The 17,628-nt window shown below is 59.3% G+C and carries 16 protein-coding genes; 10 read left to right on the top strand and 6 right to left on the bottom strand.

What is annotated here, in order from left to right:
* Positions 1 to 62: 62 nt before the first annotated feature.
* Positions 63 to 1,064: a glutathione S-transferase C-terminal domain-containing protein gene (locus tag BUA42_RS14850; RefSeq protein ID WP_072779077.1), complete on the top strand. Its 1,002-nt coding sequence runs from the start codon at positions 63 to 65 to the stop codon at positions 1,062 to 1,064.
* Positions 1,054 to 1,989 carry a DMT family transporter gene (locus BUA42_RS14845; RefSeq protein ID WP_178346913.1) on the top strand — a complete coding sequence of 312 codons (936 nt, stop codon included), beginning with the start codon at positions 1,054 to 1,056 and terminating at the stop codon, positions 1,987 to 1,989. Before BUA42_RS14850 ends, BUA42_RS14845 begins: the two co-directional genes overlap by 11 nt.
* A gap of 48 nt (positions 1,990 to 2,037) precedes the next feature.
* Here BUA42_RS14845 and BUA42_RS14840 read toward each other — a convergent pair whose 3' ends face one another.
* The 3 genes from BUA42_RS14840 to BUA42_RS14830 form a co-directional block, all read right to left on the bottom strand.
* Positions 2,038 to 2,988 carry a Gfo/Idh/MocA family protein gene (locus tag BUA42_RS14840; RefSeq protein ID WP_178346912.1) on the bottom strand — a complete coding sequence of 317 codons (951 nt, stop codon included), beginning with the start codon at positions 2,986 to 2,988 and terminating at the stop codon, positions 2,038 to 2,040.
* A gap of 304 nt (positions 2,989 to 3,292) precedes the next feature.
* Complete coding sequence (locus BUA42_RS14835; RefSeq protein ID WP_072779074.1) at positions 3,293 to 4,528, bottom strand: L-rhamnose isomerase; 1,236 nt, start codon at positions 4,526 to 4,528, stop codon at positions 3,293 to 3,295.
* Between the two features lie 9 nt (positions 4,529 to 4,537).
* Entirely contained in the window at positions 4,538 to 6,640 is a 2,103-nt protein-coding gene (locus tag BUA42_RS14830) for a bifunctional rhamnulose-1-phosphate aldolase/short-chain dehydrogenase (RefSeq protein ID WP_072779073.1), read from the bottom strand.
* A 184-nt stretch (positions 6,641 to 6,824) separates the two neighbouring features.
* On the opposite strand from BUA42_RS14830, the gene BUA42_RS14825 reads away from it, so the two are divergent.
* From BUA42_RS14825 to BUA42_RS14795, 7 genes are all read left to right on the top strand, one after another.
* Positions 6,825 to 7,631 (top strand): DeoR/GlpR family DNA-binding transcription regulator, encoded by an 807-nt coding sequence (locus tag BUA42_RS14825; RefSeq protein WP_072779072.1) that lies wholly within the window; start codon positions 6,825 to 6,827, stop codon positions 7,629 to 7,631.
* A 39-nt stretch (positions 7,632 to 7,670) separates the two neighbouring features.
* Positions 7,671 to 8,663: a rhamnose ABC transporter substrate-binding protein gene (gene rhaS, locus BUA42_RS14820; RefSeq protein ID WP_072779071.1), complete on the top strand. Its 993-nt coding sequence runs from the start codon at positions 7,671 to 7,673 to the stop codon at positions 8,661 to 8,663.
* A 72-nt stretch (positions 8,664 to 8,735) separates the two neighbouring features.
* Entirely contained in the window at positions 8,736 to 10,259 is a 1,524-nt protein-coding gene (locus tag BUA42_RS14815; protein ID WP_072779070.1) for a sugar ABC transporter ATP-binding protein, read from the top strand.
* Positions 10,256 to 11,236 (top strand): ABC transporter permease, encoded by a 981-nt coding sequence (locus BUA42_RS14810; protein ID WP_072779069.1) that lies wholly within the window; start codon positions 10,256 to 10,258, stop codon positions 11,234 to 11,236. Before BUA42_RS14815 ends, BUA42_RS14810 begins: the two co-directional genes overlap by 4 nt.
* Positions 11,233 to 12,213, top strand: coding sequence for an ABC transporter permease (locus tag BUA42_RS14805; RefSeq protein WP_072779068.1), 981 nt, complete (start codon positions 11,233 to 11,235; stop codon positions 12,211 to 12,213). Before BUA42_RS14810 ends, BUA42_RS14805 begins: the two co-directional genes overlap by 4 nt.
* Positions 12,213 to 12,527, top strand: a complete 315-nt coding sequence (gene rhaM / locus BUA42_RS14800; protein WP_178346911.1) for an L-rhamnose mutarotase — start codon at positions 12,213 to 12,215, stop codon at positions 12,525 to 12,527. The genes BUA42_RS14805 and rhaM overlap by 1 nt, the downstream gene beginning before the upstream one ends.
* On the top strand, positions 12,524 to 13,897 hold the full coding sequence (locus BUA42_RS14795; RefSeq protein ID WP_072779067.1) for an FGGY-family carbohydrate kinase: 1,374 nt from the start codon (positions 12,524 to 12,526) through the stop codon (positions 13,895 to 13,897). Before rhaM ends, BUA42_RS14795 begins: the two co-directional genes overlap by 4 nt.
* A 267-nt stretch (positions 13,898 to 14,164) precedes the next feature.
* On the opposite strand, the gene BUA42_RS14790 is transcribed toward BUA42_RS14795, so the two are convergent.
* On the bottom strand, positions 14,165 to 14,797 hold the full coding sequence (locus BUA42_RS14790; RefSeq protein WP_072779066.1) for a J domain-containing protein: 633 nt from the start codon (positions 14,795 to 14,797) through the stop codon (positions 14,165 to 14,167).
* A 74-nt stretch (positions 14,798 to 14,871) separates the two neighbouring features.
* Between BUA42_RS14790 and BUA42_RS14785 the strand changes: the two genes are divergently transcribed.
* Positions 14,872 to 15,129, top strand: coding sequence for a BolA family protein (locus BUA42_RS14785; protein WP_072779065.1), 258 nt, complete (start codon positions 14,872 to 14,874; stop codon positions 15,127 to 15,129).
* A gap of 54 nt (positions 15,130 to 15,183) precedes the next feature.
* On the opposite strand, the gene BUA42_RS14780 is transcribed toward BUA42_RS14785, so the two are convergent.
* Both BUA42_RS14780 and BUA42_RS14775 read right to left on the bottom strand, forming a co-directional pair.
* Positions 15,184 to 15,597 (bottom strand): DUF4177 domain-containing protein, encoded by a 414-nt coding sequence (locus BUA42_RS14780; protein WP_072779062.1) that lies wholly within the window; start codon positions 15,595 to 15,597, stop codon positions 15,184 to 15,186.
* A 227-nt stretch (positions 15,598 to 15,824) separates the two neighbouring features.
* Positions 15,825 to 17,468 carry a tetratricopeptide repeat protein gene (locus BUA42_RS14775; protein WP_084066263.1) on the bottom strand — a complete coding sequence of 548 codons (1,644 nt, stop codon included), beginning with the start codon at positions 17,466 to 17,468 and terminating at the stop codon, positions 15,825 to 15,827.
* Positions 17,469 to 17,628 lie beyond the last annotated feature (160 nt).

The raw sequence follows: 17,628 nt of genomic DNA, 5'->3' as shown, positions 1-17,628 counted from the left end.
TGTGCTTGTGAACAGACGGAATATGCCGGTCTCGCTACTGTGCTGCTTAGAAAGGATGGCCCATGGGAATGCTGATCGACGGAGTTTGGTGTGATAGCACCAACCGATACATGCAGGATGGCGCGTTCAAGCGCGAGACATCCGAACTGCCGACGCTTTCCGCCGGAGAGATCGCTGCATGTCTGCAAAACAAAACCAATATTGTTCTTGTCGCCTCTCAGAGTTGCCCTTGGTCCCATCGCACAACTCTGGTCCGGGCGCTCAAGGATCTAGAAAAAATCTCTGTCGCTCTGGCCGGTGGCCCCAGAGTGGAAGGCTACGCGCTGACCGGTTTTCCGGAACTCGATCCTGGCGCGGACCCCATCCGGCATGTCCACCAACTCTACACCGCCACCGATCCGACTTACACGGGGCGCGCAACAGTGCCGGTGCTTTGGGACACGAGCACGCGCAGAATTCTGTCAAATTCATCGGCGGGCATCGCGCGGGCGCTCGATCAGATCGGGAACAGGTGGCGACTTGCGCCTGACATGCTGGCTGACGAGATCGATGCCCTGAACACTGGCGTCTACGAGGGACTTGCCAACGCGGTCTACCGCGCCGGGTTCGCCACGGCTCAGAGTGCCTACTTGGAGGCCACCCGTGACGTGTTCGCAACACTCGATTGGCTCGAGTCGCATCTGGCCAAGCGTCGTTGTCTTTTCGGCCAACAGGTCACCGAGTCCGATCTGTTCCTGTTCGCAACACTCGTCAGGTTCGATGCGGTCTATGCACCGCTCTTTCGATGCACACGGCGGAGGCTGGTCGAGTATCCGGCACTGTGGGCCTATGCGCGGGATGTCTACTCGTGGCCAGGCATCGCTGACACGTTCGATTTTGAAGCGAACCTAACGGGCTATTTCCAGAACGACACGGACAACAACCCGCACGGGATCGTGCCGGAATTGCCGGGCATCGACTGGACGGAACCACACGGACGCGACCGGCTGGGGGCTTTGACCGTCTGGCAGAACGACGCGCTGATCCCGTTTAAAGATGTGGGAGGCGGTTATCATGCAGCCTGATGTTCGCCCCGACCGGCGGGCAGGACTTCTTGCCTGGCTCATCACGGTGACGGTGGGCGCGGGCTGGCAGCTGGCGACACGCTTCGGCGTCACGACGACTCTGACGCCAATCGACCTCGCGCTCCTGCGCTACGCGATCCCCGCACTTGCCCTGTTTCCAATTCTGATGCGAGACGGCTTTTTGGCCAAAGATCAGCCCTTATGGATACTTGCGCTGATCGTCATAGGCGGCGGTCTGCCCTTCGGTCTTCTGGGCATGGTCGGTGCGCAATTCGCACCGGCAAGCCACATGGGCGCGCTTCTGCCCGGTTCGATGCCGATCTTCGTGACCCTCCTGAGCAAGGTGTTCCTCGGAGAACGTTTTGGACGGGGACGCGTTGTCGGCCTTGGCATCATCGTTCTCGGAGTTGCTTGCGTGGTTGGAACGACGCTGTTCGGAACCGTCGGCGGGCCGAACGTCCTTCTCGGCGATGCATTGTTCATCTCGGCCGGGGTGTTTTGGGCGATCTACACAGTGGCCTATCGCAAAAGCGGGTTGGACCCTTGGCACGGAGCCGCCTTGATCTGTTTCTGGTCGTCCATTCTGGTTCTGCCGATATGGATTGTGTCGCCGAGCGCGGCTCTGCTCGACGCGCCGCTTCCGGACATTGCCTTGCAGGTCGCCGCACAGGGCATTCTCGCGGGGCTCATCGGTCTTGCCGCCTATGGCGTAGCCATCCGCCATCTCGGGGCAAGCGTCGCAGCCGTCAGCGGCGCGGTCGTTCCCGCCCTGACCGCTCTGGGGGGTTACGTGCTGCTCGGCGAACCGCTCTCCTGGCTGACAGCAGTCGGTGTGATCTGCGTGGCGGTCGGCATCTGGGCCTATGCCGGATCACCCGGATTGTCGCTCCTTTCCCGGAGAAAGACGCGCCCCGGCGGATCATGAGCGGCACGAAGCGCGAATTCGCAGCAACTACGCAGTGGTCAGCTTTCGCTATGAAAGCTTCGACGCCGTCTTGAGTAACGCCTCCATCAAGGCGTTGGCGGAAACGGCCTCTTCAACATTGGTGATCCGCTCACTACGATTACGGAAGCCTTCTAGTGCCGCTCGAAATCCGTCGGCTGGCGTTGGCATCTCGCCATCGTGGACGACTTCGGGATTAGCAGCGCGATACTTTCGCGTGACACACCCATCATTCAGCAGGACCTCCCCGCCTTCCCAGAAAACCTCAATTCTAAGGTTGACGCTTGGGGCTTCGGCACTTGCCCAGACATGAATAAGACAACCTTCGTGCGAAGTGAGCGTGGCCTGACCCTGTGTATCGAAAGAAGTATCGAAACCCAGTCTGGTGGATGCGCTTGTGTCGAGTTGACAGGACCCAGCGGTCAAAGGACCGAAGATGCAGGTTGCGGCGTCAACCAGATGGATGGCCAAGTCAGCGAAAGCACCTCCTCCCATGCGGGTTCTCGAGATATGGGCAGGCCATTTTTGCAGCCATCCGTCCAAGAAACCCGGATGTGAAAAAGAAAACCGCGCAAACCGGGCTGTCCCCATCTGGGCATTATTGCAGGCTCCGCAAAGTGCATTGAACGCAGCCGAGTGACGAAGAAAGAAGCCTGTCTCGGTGTCGATTCCTCTTTGGGTCAACAAGCGCGAAATGTGCTGCGCTCTGTTATGAGAGACGGCCAGCGGTTTTTCAATGAAAACGGCTGGGGCGGTTAACCCTGCGCATACTCGATCGTGGCTGTCTGCGTCTGTGAGAACGACCGCCACATCATGATCTGGGAGGTCCTCTTGCCGATCAAACAAAGGAGGTAAGTCATAGATCAACCCGATCGTGTCAGGGTCTGGCTCGGCAATTCCCACAACTTTGAGCCAAGGCATTGAGCGCGTCACCGCAAGATAATCGGGCGTATGAACGTGTGATGTACCAACAAAAGCCAAGCGCATAACTTCGTTTAGCCGGATTTATCCATTTCGTCACTTCGAAGCCACCTTTCGCCGCCCGACAGCATTGGCGTAGTTTGGACTCCGAGCGGACCTCGGAGGCAGCGCTGCATCAAGCCACCACAAAGCTCGCTGCAGGGCCCAAGCGGCCCTTAGCTGCCGTTAACTTAAACCGCAGAATGCTGCGACCGCAGCCCACTTTGCGGTCATTCATCCAAGAAACGAGTATTCGAAAGCGTCCATTGATAAGCACTAATCAACAGTGGTTGCGGCGACACATTGCCAAAGCTTGATCGATCCGTCAGCGCCCTGAAACAGTCATTTGATAATGCTCAAGTTGATCGACCAGTTGCAGACCTGATGGACAATTCATTCGCGTGCAAAACTCATCCCAAACGCGCCCAAATGGCAAGTCTTTGAGTTGTTCGGTCACGACCAAACGCTGTGTGAAATCCAACGCATCTTCTGCAGACCGAAGACGGTCAAGCGGCATCAGCAAGGCGCGCAACAGCGCCTTTTGCATGTTCCGCGTGCCAATCACCCAGGCCGCTGTCCGGCTGATGGTGGCGTCAAAGAAATCAAGTCCGATATAGGTCCGATCCAGCAGATCAGAGGCCACAAGTTCCTGCGCAATCTGCAGCACATCATCGCTTTGAAGGATCACATGGTCGCTGTCCCACCGCATCGGACGAGAGACGTGCAACAGGATTTCATCCACAAAAAGTGATGCCGCACTTAGCTTGTCGGCCACGTTTTCCGTGGGATGGAAATGGCCCATATCTAGGCAAAGCACCGTATCGTTCTTCATGGCATAGCCCATGTAGAATTCGTGGCTACCGACGGTGCAGGCCTCTACCCCGATACCGAAGAGTTTGCTTTCCACAGCATCACGCATGTGCGCGCCATCGTAGCGCGCGGCGATCATCTGGTCGATAGACGTCTCCAACCGGCGACGGGCTGCCATGCGGTCAACAGGCGTGTCTTTGTACCCGTCTGGCACCCAAATGTTGTTGACGCAGGTGGAGCCAAGCTCTGACCCGATTTGTGCTGCAATCTCGCGGGTCCGGCGCCCATGTTCGATCCAGAAATCGCGGATGCCTTGGTCGGGGTGTGACAGGGTAAGATTATCGTCCGCCTTGTCATGGGCAAAGAACGTTGGGTTGAAATCAAGTCCGAGACCCTGATCCTTGGCCCAGTCCACCCACGGCGCGAAATGTTTGTACTCGATCTCATCTCGGTCGGGGATCTTTTCCGTGTCTAGATACATCGCATGCAGGTTCAGTCGGTGCGACCCGGGGACCATGGAGTAGGCGAATTCTAGATCGGCCCGCAGCTCATCCGGCGTGCGGGCGCGACCGGGATGGTTCCCAGTCGCCTGAATGCCGCCACCAGACGATCCTGTTTTTTGTTCAAACCCGACCACGTCATCGCCTTGCCAGCAATGCATAGAAATCGGGATGGTTTTCAGGCGTTCAATCGCGGCTTCGGTGTCGATGCCCCAGTCTGCAAACTGTGCTTTTGCGCTGTCATAGCTCATATTCGCCTCTTACCGTGTGAACGCCTGAACGTTGCCAGCGTCCACGTTGATGATGTTGCCAGTGGACTTGGAGGAAGTGTCTGCGGCAAAGAAATAGGCAGCCTCGGCGATATCTTCGGGCAGAACCGATCGTTTAAGCATTGACCGTTGGCGATACATTTCCTCCAGCCCGTCCTTGTCGGTGCCATAGGTGCCCGCGCGCTGTTCCAGCCAGTCGCCTTCCCAGATCTTGGACCCGCGCAGCACGGCGTCGGGGTTCACAACATTGACGCGAATGCCCGCCTCTGCACCTTCGAGCGCCAGACAACGGGCCAGATGGATTTCTGAAGCTTTGGCCGTGCAATAGGCCGACGCATTGGGCGATGCCGCAAGGCCGTTTTTGGACGCGACGAAAATGATCGAACCGCCCAGGTCCTGCACCCGCATGACCTTGAAAGCCTCGCGACTGACCAGGAAGTACCCCGTGCTGAGGATGTCCATGTTCTTGTTCCATAGCTCAAGCGTGGTGTCCTCGACCGGTGCCGAGGATGCGATACCCGCGTTGGAGACGAGAATATCAACGCCGCCAAATTCAACGGCGAGGTCCTCGTAGGCGGCGGCGACGGCGTTCTCATCTGTCACGTTCATGTTGACCTGCCGGACCACATCCGAACCAAACCGCGAAGTGAGACTATCCAACGTTGAGGCCAGAGCTTCGTCGTTGATGTCGGCCAGCATCACGCAGGCCCCTTCCCGCAGGTAGCGTTCTGCGGTGGCAGACCCGATGCCCCCTGCACCGCCTGTGACAAGTGCCACACGGCCCGCAAGCGCCTTGGGCTTGGGCATACGCTGCAGCTTGGCCTCTTCGAGAAGCCAGTATTCGATATCGAAGGCTTCCTGTTCGGGCAGGCCGCAATACTCGCTGACCGCTGACGCGCCGCGCATCACGTTGATCGCGTTGACATAGAATTCGCCACTGATCCTCGCCGTTGCCTTGTCTTTTGCAAAGGTGATCATGCCCACGCCGGGCACCAGATAGACCACCGCATTGGGATCACGCAGGGCGGGACTGTCGTCGTGTTTGCAGCGTTCGTAATAGGCGGCGTAGTCGTCGCGGTAATCCGCGATCTGCTTGGGAAGACCTTCGAGCACCTCATCGATGTTGTTCTTTGCGGGATCAAAATCGACAGCGAGAGGGCGGATTTTCGTGCGCAGGAAATGGTCCGGGCAAGAGGTGCCGAGCGCCGCAAGCGGTTCCATGTCCTGAGAATTCACAAATTCCAGCACCGCATCGCTGTCGTTGAAATGGCCAACCATGTGCTGGTTGCCGCTGACGAATCCACGGATCGTGGGCATCAGACGGGCGGCGATCGCACGGCGGGCGGCGGCGTGCAGGCTTTCGTGCTTTGCACCACCGAAGGCCGGTTTACCCTCGCTTTCGGCGGCCAGCCATTCAGTCGCCACGTTGATCACATCAATGGTGGTGTCATAGCATTCCTTGGCCGTGTCACCCCATGTGAACAAGCCGTGGCTGGCCAAAACCACGCCGTCGGCATCGGGGTTCTCAAGGCAGAATTTCTCAAGCCAAAGACCCAATTCATAGCCCGGCCGTTTCCAAGGCAGCCAGCCGATCCGGTCGCCGAATACGCGTTTTGTCAGCTCTTCAGAGTTGGCCGAGGCGGCAATTGCGATGATCGCATCCGCATGGACGTGATCCACATGGGTGCGTGGCACATAGGCGTGCAAGGGGGTGTCGATGGAGGCCGCGCGCGGGTTCAGGTTGAACGTGCAATGGGGCAGGTACGCTACCATTTCGTCCTCGAACTCGACCCCGCGATACAGGTCTTTCAGCGCGCGCAGCTTATCCATGTAAAGCGTCGAAAAGCCGTCCATCTTGATGGATCCGATGTCACCGCCCGATCCTTTGACCCAAAGAACCTCAACCTGATCGCCGGTCAAAGGGTCCGTTTCCATCACTTTGGCCGATGTATTTCCGCCGCCGTAATTGGTCACCCGCTTGTCCGAACCGAGGATGTTGGAGCGGTAGAGCAGCAGTTCCGATTCGCTCATTCCCGCCGCATCAGCGTCGGACCAACGGTTTTCAAGCAGCTGCTTTTCAGCGGTTTTCAACATTCTTTCCTCCCTGCAGGGGCACGGCGGCACCCTCTGAACATGCCGGTAGGCTGCGTATACAACTGCATGTTGTCAATCATAAACAATCAATTTCAATCATGCTACGGCGCAGAATGATTGTTTGTGATTGAAAATGATTGACAGGTGCTGCGAATCTGAACAACGTTGAAGGCGGGAGGACGAAATGCACGAGACTGAACGCCACAGAATAATTCTATCTGCCGTGCAGGACCGTCCCGTAGTGACAGTCGGAGACTTGTGCGGACTGACCGGCGCGTCAGAGGCCACGATCCGCCGCGATATCGCCAGCCTTCACATGCAAAAGAAGCTGCGCCGCGTTCGTGGTGGCGCCGAAGCCATCACGCCACCGCAGTTCGTCGGCCTTGCAGGACGGCCTTTCGCTGTCAACGAAACGCTTCACAGCCCCGAAAAGCGCGCGATTGCCCGCGCCGCCGTGGATCTGTGCGAAGATGGTGACCCAATCATCATCAACGGCGGCACCACGACGTTTCAAATGGTGCACCCGCTGGCGTCCCGCCGCTGTCAGGTCTTCACCAACAGTTTTCCCATCGCAGAACACCTGCTGAAGCATTCCAAGAACACGATTATGCTGTCAGGCGGTGCGATCTACCGCGAACAGAACATCATCCTGTCGCCCTTCGACAACGACGTGACGCGCAACTTCTACGCCCGCCGCATGTTCATGGGCGCGCAAGGCATTGGGCCGCTGGGTTTGATGGAGGCTGACCCACTGCTCATCCAGGCCGAACAGAAGTTAATCGGCCAAGCGGATGAACTGGTGGTCCTAGTGGACAGTTCAAAATTCGAACAACGTTCCAGCCTTGTGCTGTGCCCGTTGTCACGGATCGACACGGTCATCACCGACGATGGCATATCCGACAAGGCCGCCAGCATGCTGGAAGCCGCAGAAGTTACCCTGATCGTCGCCGATGCCGGCGTCGGGCAGGCCGAGGATGAGGCGGCCTCTTAACCGCTTAATGACCAGACGTTCTTTCAGGGAGGATCCAATATGAAACGTCGTACTTTCACTTCACTTGTCGCAGGCCTCAGCATGGCTGCGAGCATGATGGGCACAACGGCCATGGCGCAGGATGACATGCGCATCGCAATTGTGGTCAAAGCCCTTGGCATCGGCTTCTTTGAGGCCGCAGCAGAAGGCGCCGAAGAGGCCGCTGCAGAGCTCGGAAATGTCGAGATCATTTACACCGGTCCCACAGACACCACCGCCGAAGGCCAGATCGAGGTGATCAACAGCCTGATCGCACAAGGCGTTGATGCCATTGCGATTTCCGCCAATGACCCAGACGCCGTCGTTCCAGCACTTAAGCGAGCGATGGACCGCGGCATCACCGTTATCAGCTGGGATTCCGGTGTGGCCGAAGAAGGCCGGATGATGCATCTGAACCCATCTTCAACGCCTCTGATTGGCAACACCATCATCAAGCTGGCTGCGGATCACATGCCCGATGGCGGTCAGGTGGCGATCCTGTCAGCCACGACGACCTCCACCAACCAGAACGCCTGGATCGCGGCCGCCGAAGAAGTGCTGCCGAACTATCCGGGCATCGAATTGGTCGCTACGGTCTATGGCGACGACCTGTCGGACAAGTCATACCGCGAAGCGCAGGGCCTGATGCAAACCTACCCTGATCTGAAGGCGATCATCGCGCCAACGACCGTGGGTATCCTTGCAGCCTGTCAGGCGGTGTCTGACGCGGGCAAGATCGGTGAGATCAACGTCACGGGCCTCGGCCTTCCGTCCGAGATGGCGGGTTGCGTGGAAAGCGGCGCAACCGAGAGCTTTGCCATCTGGAACCCGATCGATCTAGGCTACTCGGCCACGATGATCGCTCATGCATTGGCCACCGGCACCGACCCCAGCGGCGAAATTCCGATGGGACGAATGGGGTCTATCACGTTGGATGAAACGGGCAGCGCCGCTATGGCCGATCCGTTCACCTATGACAGCTCCAACATCGACCAGTTCAAAGACATCTTCTGATGTCACCAGGTCTGGCGCGGCTTGCCTGCGCCAGACCCGCCCTCTCCCCATTTCCAAATTCCTGACTTGCACATGAGGCCCACCGTGTCCCCATCTGACGCCCCCGTTCTGTCCCTAAAAAAGGTGACCAAGACCTTCCCCGGGGTGCGAGCGCTTTCTGAGGTGTCCATTGACCTCTATCCGGGCAAAGTCACAGCCCTTGTGGGCGAAAACGGCGCAGGCAAGTCAACGGTCGTAAAAACCCTGACAGGTATCTACCAGCCCGACGGCGGCGAAATCCGGGTCGACGGCGCGGCCGTACAATTCCCGACACCGCAATCCGCTGAAAACGCAGGCGTCACCGCGATCCATCAGGAAACCGTGTTGTTTGACGAACTCAGCGTTGCCGAAAACATCTTTCTGGGTCACGCACCCAAGGGCCGCTTTGGCCTGATCGACATCCGCGCCATGCACAAGGGCGCACAAGAAATTCTGGACGGGCTAGGCGCAAAGATCGACCCAGGCACGATCCTCAAGGAGCTTGGCACCGCCAACAAACACCTTGTCGCCATTTCCCGCGCCCTGTCCGTGGACGCGCGGGTGGTCATCATGGACGAACCAACTGCCGCCCTCAGCCACGCTGAGATCGAAGAGCTGTATGAGTTGGTCGATGGTCTAAAGGCGCAGGGCAAAGCAATCCTGTTCATCAGCCACAAATTCGACGAGATTTTCCGCATCGCCGACAATTACACGGTCTTCCGCGATGGCCAGATGGTCGGCGACGGCGCCATTGCCGATGTGAGCGAGGCCGAGCTGGTCAAGATGATGGTCGGCCGCGACGTGAGCCAGATCTTCCCCGAACGCGACCGTAAACTGGGCGAAGAGGTCCTGACCGTCGAAGGCTACGACCACCCGACCGAATTTGCCGACATCGGCTTCACCCTCAGACGAGGCGAAATCCTTGGCTTTTATGGCCTCGTAGGCGCGGGCCGCTCGGAATTCATGCAGGCGCTGTTTGGCACCACTAAACCCACCGCCGGAACAGTGCATATTGATGGGGCTGAGACGACCATCCGCTCCCCCGCCGATGCGGTGTCCCATGGCATCGTCTACGTCCCAGAGGACCGCGGCAAACAAGGCGCGATCGTTGATCTGCCCATTTTTCAGAACGTGACCCTGCCGTCCTTGAAACAGACCTCCCGCAAGGGCTTTCTGAAATTGGCCGAAGAATTCAAACTGGCGCGTGAATACACGGAACGGCTGGACCTGCGCGCCGCGTCTTTGGACACCCATGTAGGCAGCCTGTCGGGCGGCAACCAACAGAAGGTTGTCATCGCCAAATGGCTCGCGACCGAACCTAAGGTCATCATCCTCGATGAGCCCACCAAAGGCATTGATATCGGGTCCAAAGCCGCCGTGCATGAGTTCATGGCAGAACTGGCCGCCCAAGGGCTGGCGGTCATCATGGTAAGCTCAGAAATCCCCGAAATCGTCGGAATGTCGGACCGTGTGATCATCATGCGCGAGGGGCGGATCGCCGCTGAGCTCGACCGCCAAGACATTAGCCCTGAAGTGCTGGTCAGCCACGCCGCAGGCATTACGGAGGCCACCGCATGACCAAACTCCTCGCATCTCGCGAAGCGCTATTGATGGTCGCGATTGCGATCCTTTTGGCCATCATCGCATGGCGGTTTCCCGCTTTCGTGGTCCCGTCAAACCTTTTGGCAGTGTTCAACGACACCTCACCACTGATCCTCTTGGCCATTGGTCAGATGATCGTAATCCTGACAAAATGCATTGATCTGTCCGTCGCGGCCAATCTGGCACTAACAGGTATGGTCGTATCCCTGATCAACATCGCCGTCCCCGGCCTGCCGGTGATCTTTATTGTGCTCATCGCCATCGGCTTTGGAACCCTGCTGGGAATGTTCAACGGCATTCTGGTTTGGAAACTGGCAATCCCACCGATCGTGGTGACGCTGGGCACCATGACGATCTTTCGCGGCATCATCTTCCTTCTGACCGAAGGCAAATGGGTCAACAGCCACGAGATGTCGGACAGCTTCAAATCCGTCCCCCGCACGGACCTACTGGGCCTGCCGATCCTCAGCTGGATCGCTATTGCTGCTGTTATCCTGTTCACCATAGTCATGACCCGCACATCGCTGGGTCGCGCATTTTATGCGGCAGGCGGCAACCCCCATGCGGCGACCTATGCTGGCATCAACGTGGGCAAGACACAGTTCTGGGCCTTCACCATCTCGGGCGCCATCGCTGGGCTGACGGGCTACCTTTGGGTGTCCCGCTTTGCCGTGGCCTATGTCGACGTTGCAGGCGGGTTTGAGCTGACCGTTGTGGCAGCCTGCGTCATCGGCGGTGTGTCGATCATGGGTGGCATCGGCACCGTTTTCGGGGCGCTGCTCGGCGCGCTGTTTCTGGGCATCATCGCCAACGCCCTTCCGGTCGTGAATATCTCACCCTTCTCCCAAATGGCGATCTCTGGCGGCGCGATCATCATTGCGGTCGTCCTAAACGCACAGGCCAACCGATCGCCGGGTCGCATTATCCTGAAAAAAGCGGAGCACGCCACATGAACACGCGCAGCATCCCCGACCGCCTGCAATCCCCGCTGGAGCGCAAAGTCAAGAGCTGGGAAAGCCTTCTGATGCTGGTGGCGATTGGCATCTTTGTGGCCAATTCCTTCGCCTCGCCCTACTTCCTGAACGCATGGAACCTCAGCGACGCGACGTTCAATTTCACCGAAAAAGCGATGATCGCCTTCGCCATGGCGCTGCTGATCATCTCGGGCGAGATCGATTTGTCAGTGGCGTCGATCATCGCGCTGGCCTCCACCGCAATGGGGGCCGCCGTGCAAATGGGCGTGGGCACCGAAGGGCTGGTTCTGATCGGGCTGGCCACGGGGCTGGTGTGTGGTGCTTTCAACGGCATCCTTGTCACTGGTCTTGGCCTGCCGTCCATTGTTGTGACCATCGGCACCATGTCCCTGTTTCGCGGGATCAGTTTCATCATCCTCGGGGATCAGGCCTATCGCGGTTACCCGCCTGAATTTGCCTTCTTCGGACAGGGCTACGTCTGGTGGGTGATCTCGTTTGAATTCGTGCTGTTCGCCATCATTGCCGTGATCTACGGCGTGGTCCTGCACATGACCAACTTTGGTCGTGCGGTCTATGCGATCGGCAACAACCCCACCGGCGCGCTGTTTTCCGGTATCCGCGTGGGGCGGGTGAAATTCATCCTGTTTCTGCTGACTGGCTTGATGTCCGGCATCGCGGCGATCTGCCTGACCTCGCGCCTGGGATCCACCCGCCCGTCCATCGCTACGGGGTGGGAGTTGGAGATTGTCACGATGGTTGTCCTCGGAGGCGTCAACATCCTCGGCGGATCAGGCTCGATCCCCGGCGTAGTCATCGCGGCCTTCGTCATGGGCCTCGTTACCTTCGGTCTTGGGTTGCTCAACGTACCCGGCATCGTAATGTCCATCGTGATTGGCGCATTGCTCATCGGCGTTATCGCACTGCCACGCCTATGGACGATGTGGAGGACCCGCTGATGGAAAAGTACGCCTTCAAGATGCATCTGACGCCGGGGTGTCGGGATGAATACAAGAAACGCCACGATGAGATCTGGCCAGAGCTTGTGACGCTGCTGAAAGACGCTGGCGTCTCGGATTATTCAATCCATCTGGACGAGGACACCAACATCCTGTTCGGGGTGCTTTGGCGCAAAGACGAACACACTATGGGCGCGCTGCCTGATCACGAGATCATGCAAAAGTGGTGGGCCCATATGGCCGACATCATGGACACCAAGCCCGACAATGAACCCGTTGCCGTGCCACTGACGTCCATGTTTCACATGCTATGACCCATGTGGCCGTCATCGACATCGGCAAGACAAACGCCAAGCTCGCACTGGTGGACTTGTCTACGCTGAAGGAGTTGGCGGTCGTCAAACGCCCCAACACGGTTCTGGCCGGGCCGCCCTGGCCCCATTTCGATGTCGATGGCATCTGGAATTTCCTGCTGGATGCGATGGCCAGTTTTCACCAAAGCCACATCATCGACGCGATCTCGATCACGACCCACGGCGCCTGCGCTGCATTGATCGGTCCCGATGGTGATCTCGTAGCACCTATCCTTGACTACGAACACAATGGGCCTGATGCCACTGCCGCCGCCTATGACTCCATCAGACCGCCGTTTGAAGAAACAGGTGCACCGCGCTTGCCCATGGGCCTCAACCTCGGCGCCCAGCTTCATTGGCAATTCACCGAAGACCCCGACTTGCGGCGCCAAACAGTCGCCATCGTCACATATCCGCAATACTGGGCCTACAGGCTGACGGGTGCTTATGCCTGCGACGTAAGCTCACTCGGCTGTCATACCGACCTTTGGAATCCGCACACGAACTCCTTTTCAAATTTGGTCCATAGCTTAGGCATTGCCGATAAGATCGGGACCCCTCGCAAATGCTCGGAGATCCTCGGAACACTTCTTCCCGATATCGCCGACCGGGCCGGCCTTGATCCCTCAACGCCGGTCTACTGCGGCATTCACGACTCGAATGCGTCGCTGTTGCCGTACGTCTTTCGGCAAAAGGCGCCGTTCTCCGTGGTCTCAACGGGCACTTGGGTTATCGCAATGAGTGTTGGGGGCAAACAAACAAACCTCGATCCTGCACGCGACACTTTGATCAACGTCAATGCCTTGGGCGATCCCGTCCCATCTGCGCGGTTCATGGGGGGGCGTGAATATGACACGATCCTTCAAGGTGCTCCTGTCGACTATACTGAGGACGACCTAACCGGAGTCGCGCGAAGCGGTCTGATGCTCTTGCCCTCAATCATTCCAGAGAGCGGGCCGTTTCAAAATCGCCGAGCAAAGTGGGTTGGCACCGAACCACCCGTTTGCAGCATTGAACGCACTGTGGCGACGGGATTCTATCTGGCTCTCATGACAGCGGAATGTTTGTCGCTTACGGGACACGAGGGCACCGTCATCATTGAGGGGCCATTCGCCGGGAACCCTAGTTTCTGCGCCATGCTCGCAACAGCAACGAACTGTAATGTCGAGGCATCGGATAGTGCCACCGGTACGAGCGAAGGCGCGGCGCTTCTTGCGTTGTCCACTGGATCGAGGTCGCCGCCGACAGATCAGCGACGGATCTATCTTCCCAACAATGACGCACTCTCAATATACGCCGCGTCTTGGATGTCAGGTGTTAGCGCCCATTGAGCTAACGGTGGCCTGAAGCAAAAGCGCGTTTGGCCCATTCGGTCGATCAGAAATTCATCGACAACGTTTCAGAATGTCGGCTTTTTCCGGAAAGACGAGACTTGTTCGCAGGTGCAGAGAAAGCGTGGAATCCGCCCTTGTCGGCGTACATATCATTAGTTTTGCACCAAATTGGAATTCGTCGCAAAAACAAGCCAAAGGCATGGATCGCATGTCCGGTGCAGCGTCAGCGTAGGCCGGGCTTCAGCCCGGCACAAACCCAACCCCTCACTTAAAATTCCGACTGTCCTTGATCTGGTCCCAGGCCCAGACCACCTCCTGCAGCTGCTCTTCCTGAGACCGGTCGCCGCCGTTCATGTCCGGGTGCAGCACCTTGATCAGCGATTTGTACGCCTTGCGCACCTCCGCCTTCGTCCAGGTGTCCTTCGCCTCGAGGATCTCGATCGCCCGCCGCTCGGTCGGCGGCAGCCGCTTGGTGTGCCCCGTGGACGCCCCGTTCTTGCCCGGGTTCCGCGTCGCATTGGCACCCAGCACCTGATGCGGGTCCTCGATCCCCAGCCGCGCCCAGGCCTTGGCCTCGGGATCGCGCCAATCTTTCGTGCGCCGCTCCCACACTTTGTCCGAGCTCGCCTGCGCGTTCATCTCGGCCTCGGTCTTGCCGTCGAAGAAGTTCCACTTGGTGTTGTACTCGCGCACATGCTCCTGGCAGAACCAGTAGAAGTCGTCGAGAACATCCGGCGCTTTCGGCGCGCGGAACTTGCCCGCCTCCTCGCAGCCCTCGTGGTCGCAGATTCGGGTCGAGGTCTCGGACGCGCCGGACATCCCGCGCCGTCCGCGCGGATTCTTCTTCTTGGCCGACTTGATCGACATATCGAAACCGAATGGATCTGATTTGCTCATAACCTGCCCTTTTCGACTCGGAGGCGTGAGTGTAGACCAAACCGCGCCGGAGGTAAGCCCTTGGAGGCGAAAAAATGACCCGAACCGAACAGATCGAGACCCGCTTGCGTGACGCATTGGCGCCCCGCGAACTCACCGTGCGCGACGACAGCGAACGCCATCGCGGCCATGCCGGCTACCAGGAGGGCGGCGAAAGCCATTTCCACGTCGTGATCCGCTCAGACGCCTTCGCGGGTCAGTCCCGCATCAACCGCCACCGCATGGTGCACAAGGCCCTCGGCCCCGAGCTGACCGCCGCCATCCACGCGCTCAGCATGGACCTCGACACGTAGGGAGGGGTTCCAACCCGCCACACCGTAGACCGGGGCGTCACTCCGTCACCAAACTCACGCCGGCCGCGTCTCCTCCGGCCCTTCCTCGAAATCCGCGTCATCCGCCTGCTTCGCAAGCGCGTCGGACTGCGGATGATCCTCTGCCACCCCGTCACCCTCCGGCACCGCCGCCACCGCAGGCGCCGTCAACACCGGCTCCATCCGCGCAAGCACCACCTCCGCCTCCGGAGCGGCCTCGACCGCCAAACCCCGCCGAAACACCATCAGGTTGCGCCAGTTCGTCACCGACCCGGTCAGGCCGACCCGCTCTTCCGAGGGCAACACATCCGTGCGCACATAGTCCCAGCCATCCGCCGCCAACGCGTTGATCGCCTGCTCCACCGCCAAAGCAAAGCGCGCCTCCGCCCCTTTGACCCCCTTGGCCTTGAGCCCCTTCACCGGGGCCGGAACCACCTTGTATTCGAACATGCCGCCCGCCTCACACCTGAACCGAGGCCCTCATACCCAAGCCCGCGCGCCGAGGCCAGCATATTGGAACGAGATCGCGCATTGCAAAAAGGTTGGGCTTTGCGTGCAAAGCCTCCGGCCGGGCGGGTGCGGAACGCGCCCGCCGTGGGGCGGGCGGACGCGTGCCTGCCGCTGACGCGACAGGCGGAGCCAACCCCGTAGGGTGCGTGTTCACACGCACCGCACCGTCAAAGCTTCGCTTCCAAATCCGCCAAAATCCGATCCGACTTCTCAATATAAAACGACGCTCCGGCCTCCTCAAACACCTCCCGCGCCGCCCGCACCAAAGCAATCGCTTCTTCCAACTGCGCCCGGTCCCCCGTCTTGTCGAAGAACGCCTCATACGCCAACCCAAGGTTTTCCGTCGTCGTCGCCCACTGAAACGGCACCCGCTCACGCGAGAATTCCTCCAAAGCCGCACGATAGGCCGCCACCGCTTCCTCCAACCGCGCAGTCCCGCTCTCGCGTCCCCCGAGGATTTGCAGCACGTTACCCAAATTGTTCTGCGACTCGGCCCACTCCAGCGGCGCCCGCTCCCGCGTGTATTCCTCCAGCGCCGCGCGATAGGCCACCACCGCCTCCTCCAACCGCGTGGTCCCGCTTTCGCGCTCTCCGAGGGATTGCAGCGCATTGCCCAGATTGTTCTGCGTCGTGGCCCAGCCCAGCGGCACCCGCTCCCGCGTCCGTTCCTCCAGCGCCGCGCGATAGGCCGTCACGGCCTCCTCCAACCGCGCCGTCCCGCTATCGCGCTCGCCGAGGGCGAGCAGCGCATTGCTCAGATTGTTCTGCGTCATGGCCCAGTCCAGCGGCACCCGCTCCCGCGTCCGTTCCTCCAGCGCCGCGCGATAGGCCGTCACAGCCTCCTCCAACCGCGCCGTCCCGCTTTCGCGTTTCCCGAGGATTGACAGCGCATTGCCTAGATTGTTCTGCGTCATGGCCCAGTTCAGCGGCACCCGCTCTCGCGTGTATTCCTCCAGCGCCGCGCGATAGGCCGCCACCGCCTCCTCCAACCGCGCGGTCCCGCTTTCGCGCTCCCCGAGGGCAGACAGCGCATTGCCAGTTCGGTTCGCAGCCTGTCCGCGTTCATCTCGATCGCTGGCGCGGTCCATCAACATCCGGGACAATGCAATGCTGACTTCCAAGTCAAACGCCAGACCACGGTCCCGTCCCGTAGTCGTCCATTCTACTGCAACATCGTGCAACATTTGAAACTGCCGTTTTGTACTCGGCGTCTCCCGTTCCACCTGCCGCACCAACAGCGCAGCCGCCTTCTCCACATCCCGCATCAGGATCGCCTGATCGATCCCTTCGCGGATCAGTGCATCATTTCCCGCCTTGCGGAGCTCTTCTTCGGCGAGCCCTGCTTCCAGCGCCTCGTCCAACGCGCGCGCCGCATCTTCCATCTGACCTACATCATTGAGCCGCTTCACCTCGGCGATGATGTCGTTCACATCGGCATCCAGATTGCCCGTGGTCGGGCGCTTGGCCGCAATCTCCAAGGCCCGCATCAAACCACGTACCGCACCTTCGAAGTCTTCGGGGTTTCCGGCGGCGTAGCGTTCGGTCAGTTCCAGGGCCAGATCATCCGACACCTCGGTTTGCGCCACAGCTTCCTTGATGACCTCGAACAAATGCTCCGCATATCGCGCAAGTTCGATTTCTTCCGCTGTCCGGCAGGCGTCGATTTCCTCCTTTGAAACAATTGATGCGTCACGAAACTTCTTCAGTGTCCGCGCGGTCGGTTTCGCACTTTTTCCGGCTTCCAGTTTCTGGATATCCGCTTTCCGGCTTTCACCGCCTTTGCCGTCCTCTCCGTAAACGGCCAATGCCATCTCTGCGAAAGACCACCCGCGATCTTCGCGTTTCTCCCGGATCAAATCACCAAAGCGCGTCCCAAAACTCAGCACCGTTTCCCCACAAACACCTACGACCGCACACAATGACCGACATGTCCCGACACGCTCCGTCGGGGCTTTTCGGTGGGCATCTGCG

This window comes from Marivita hallyeonensis, assembly GCF_900129875.1.
GTDB lineage: Bacteria > Pseudomonadota > Alphaproteobacteria > Rhodobacterales > Rhodobacteraceae > Marivita > Marivita hallyeonensis.
The sequence above is the reverse complement of the archived record's forward strand: the minus strand, read 5'-3'. Positions and strand labels throughout refer to the sequence as shown.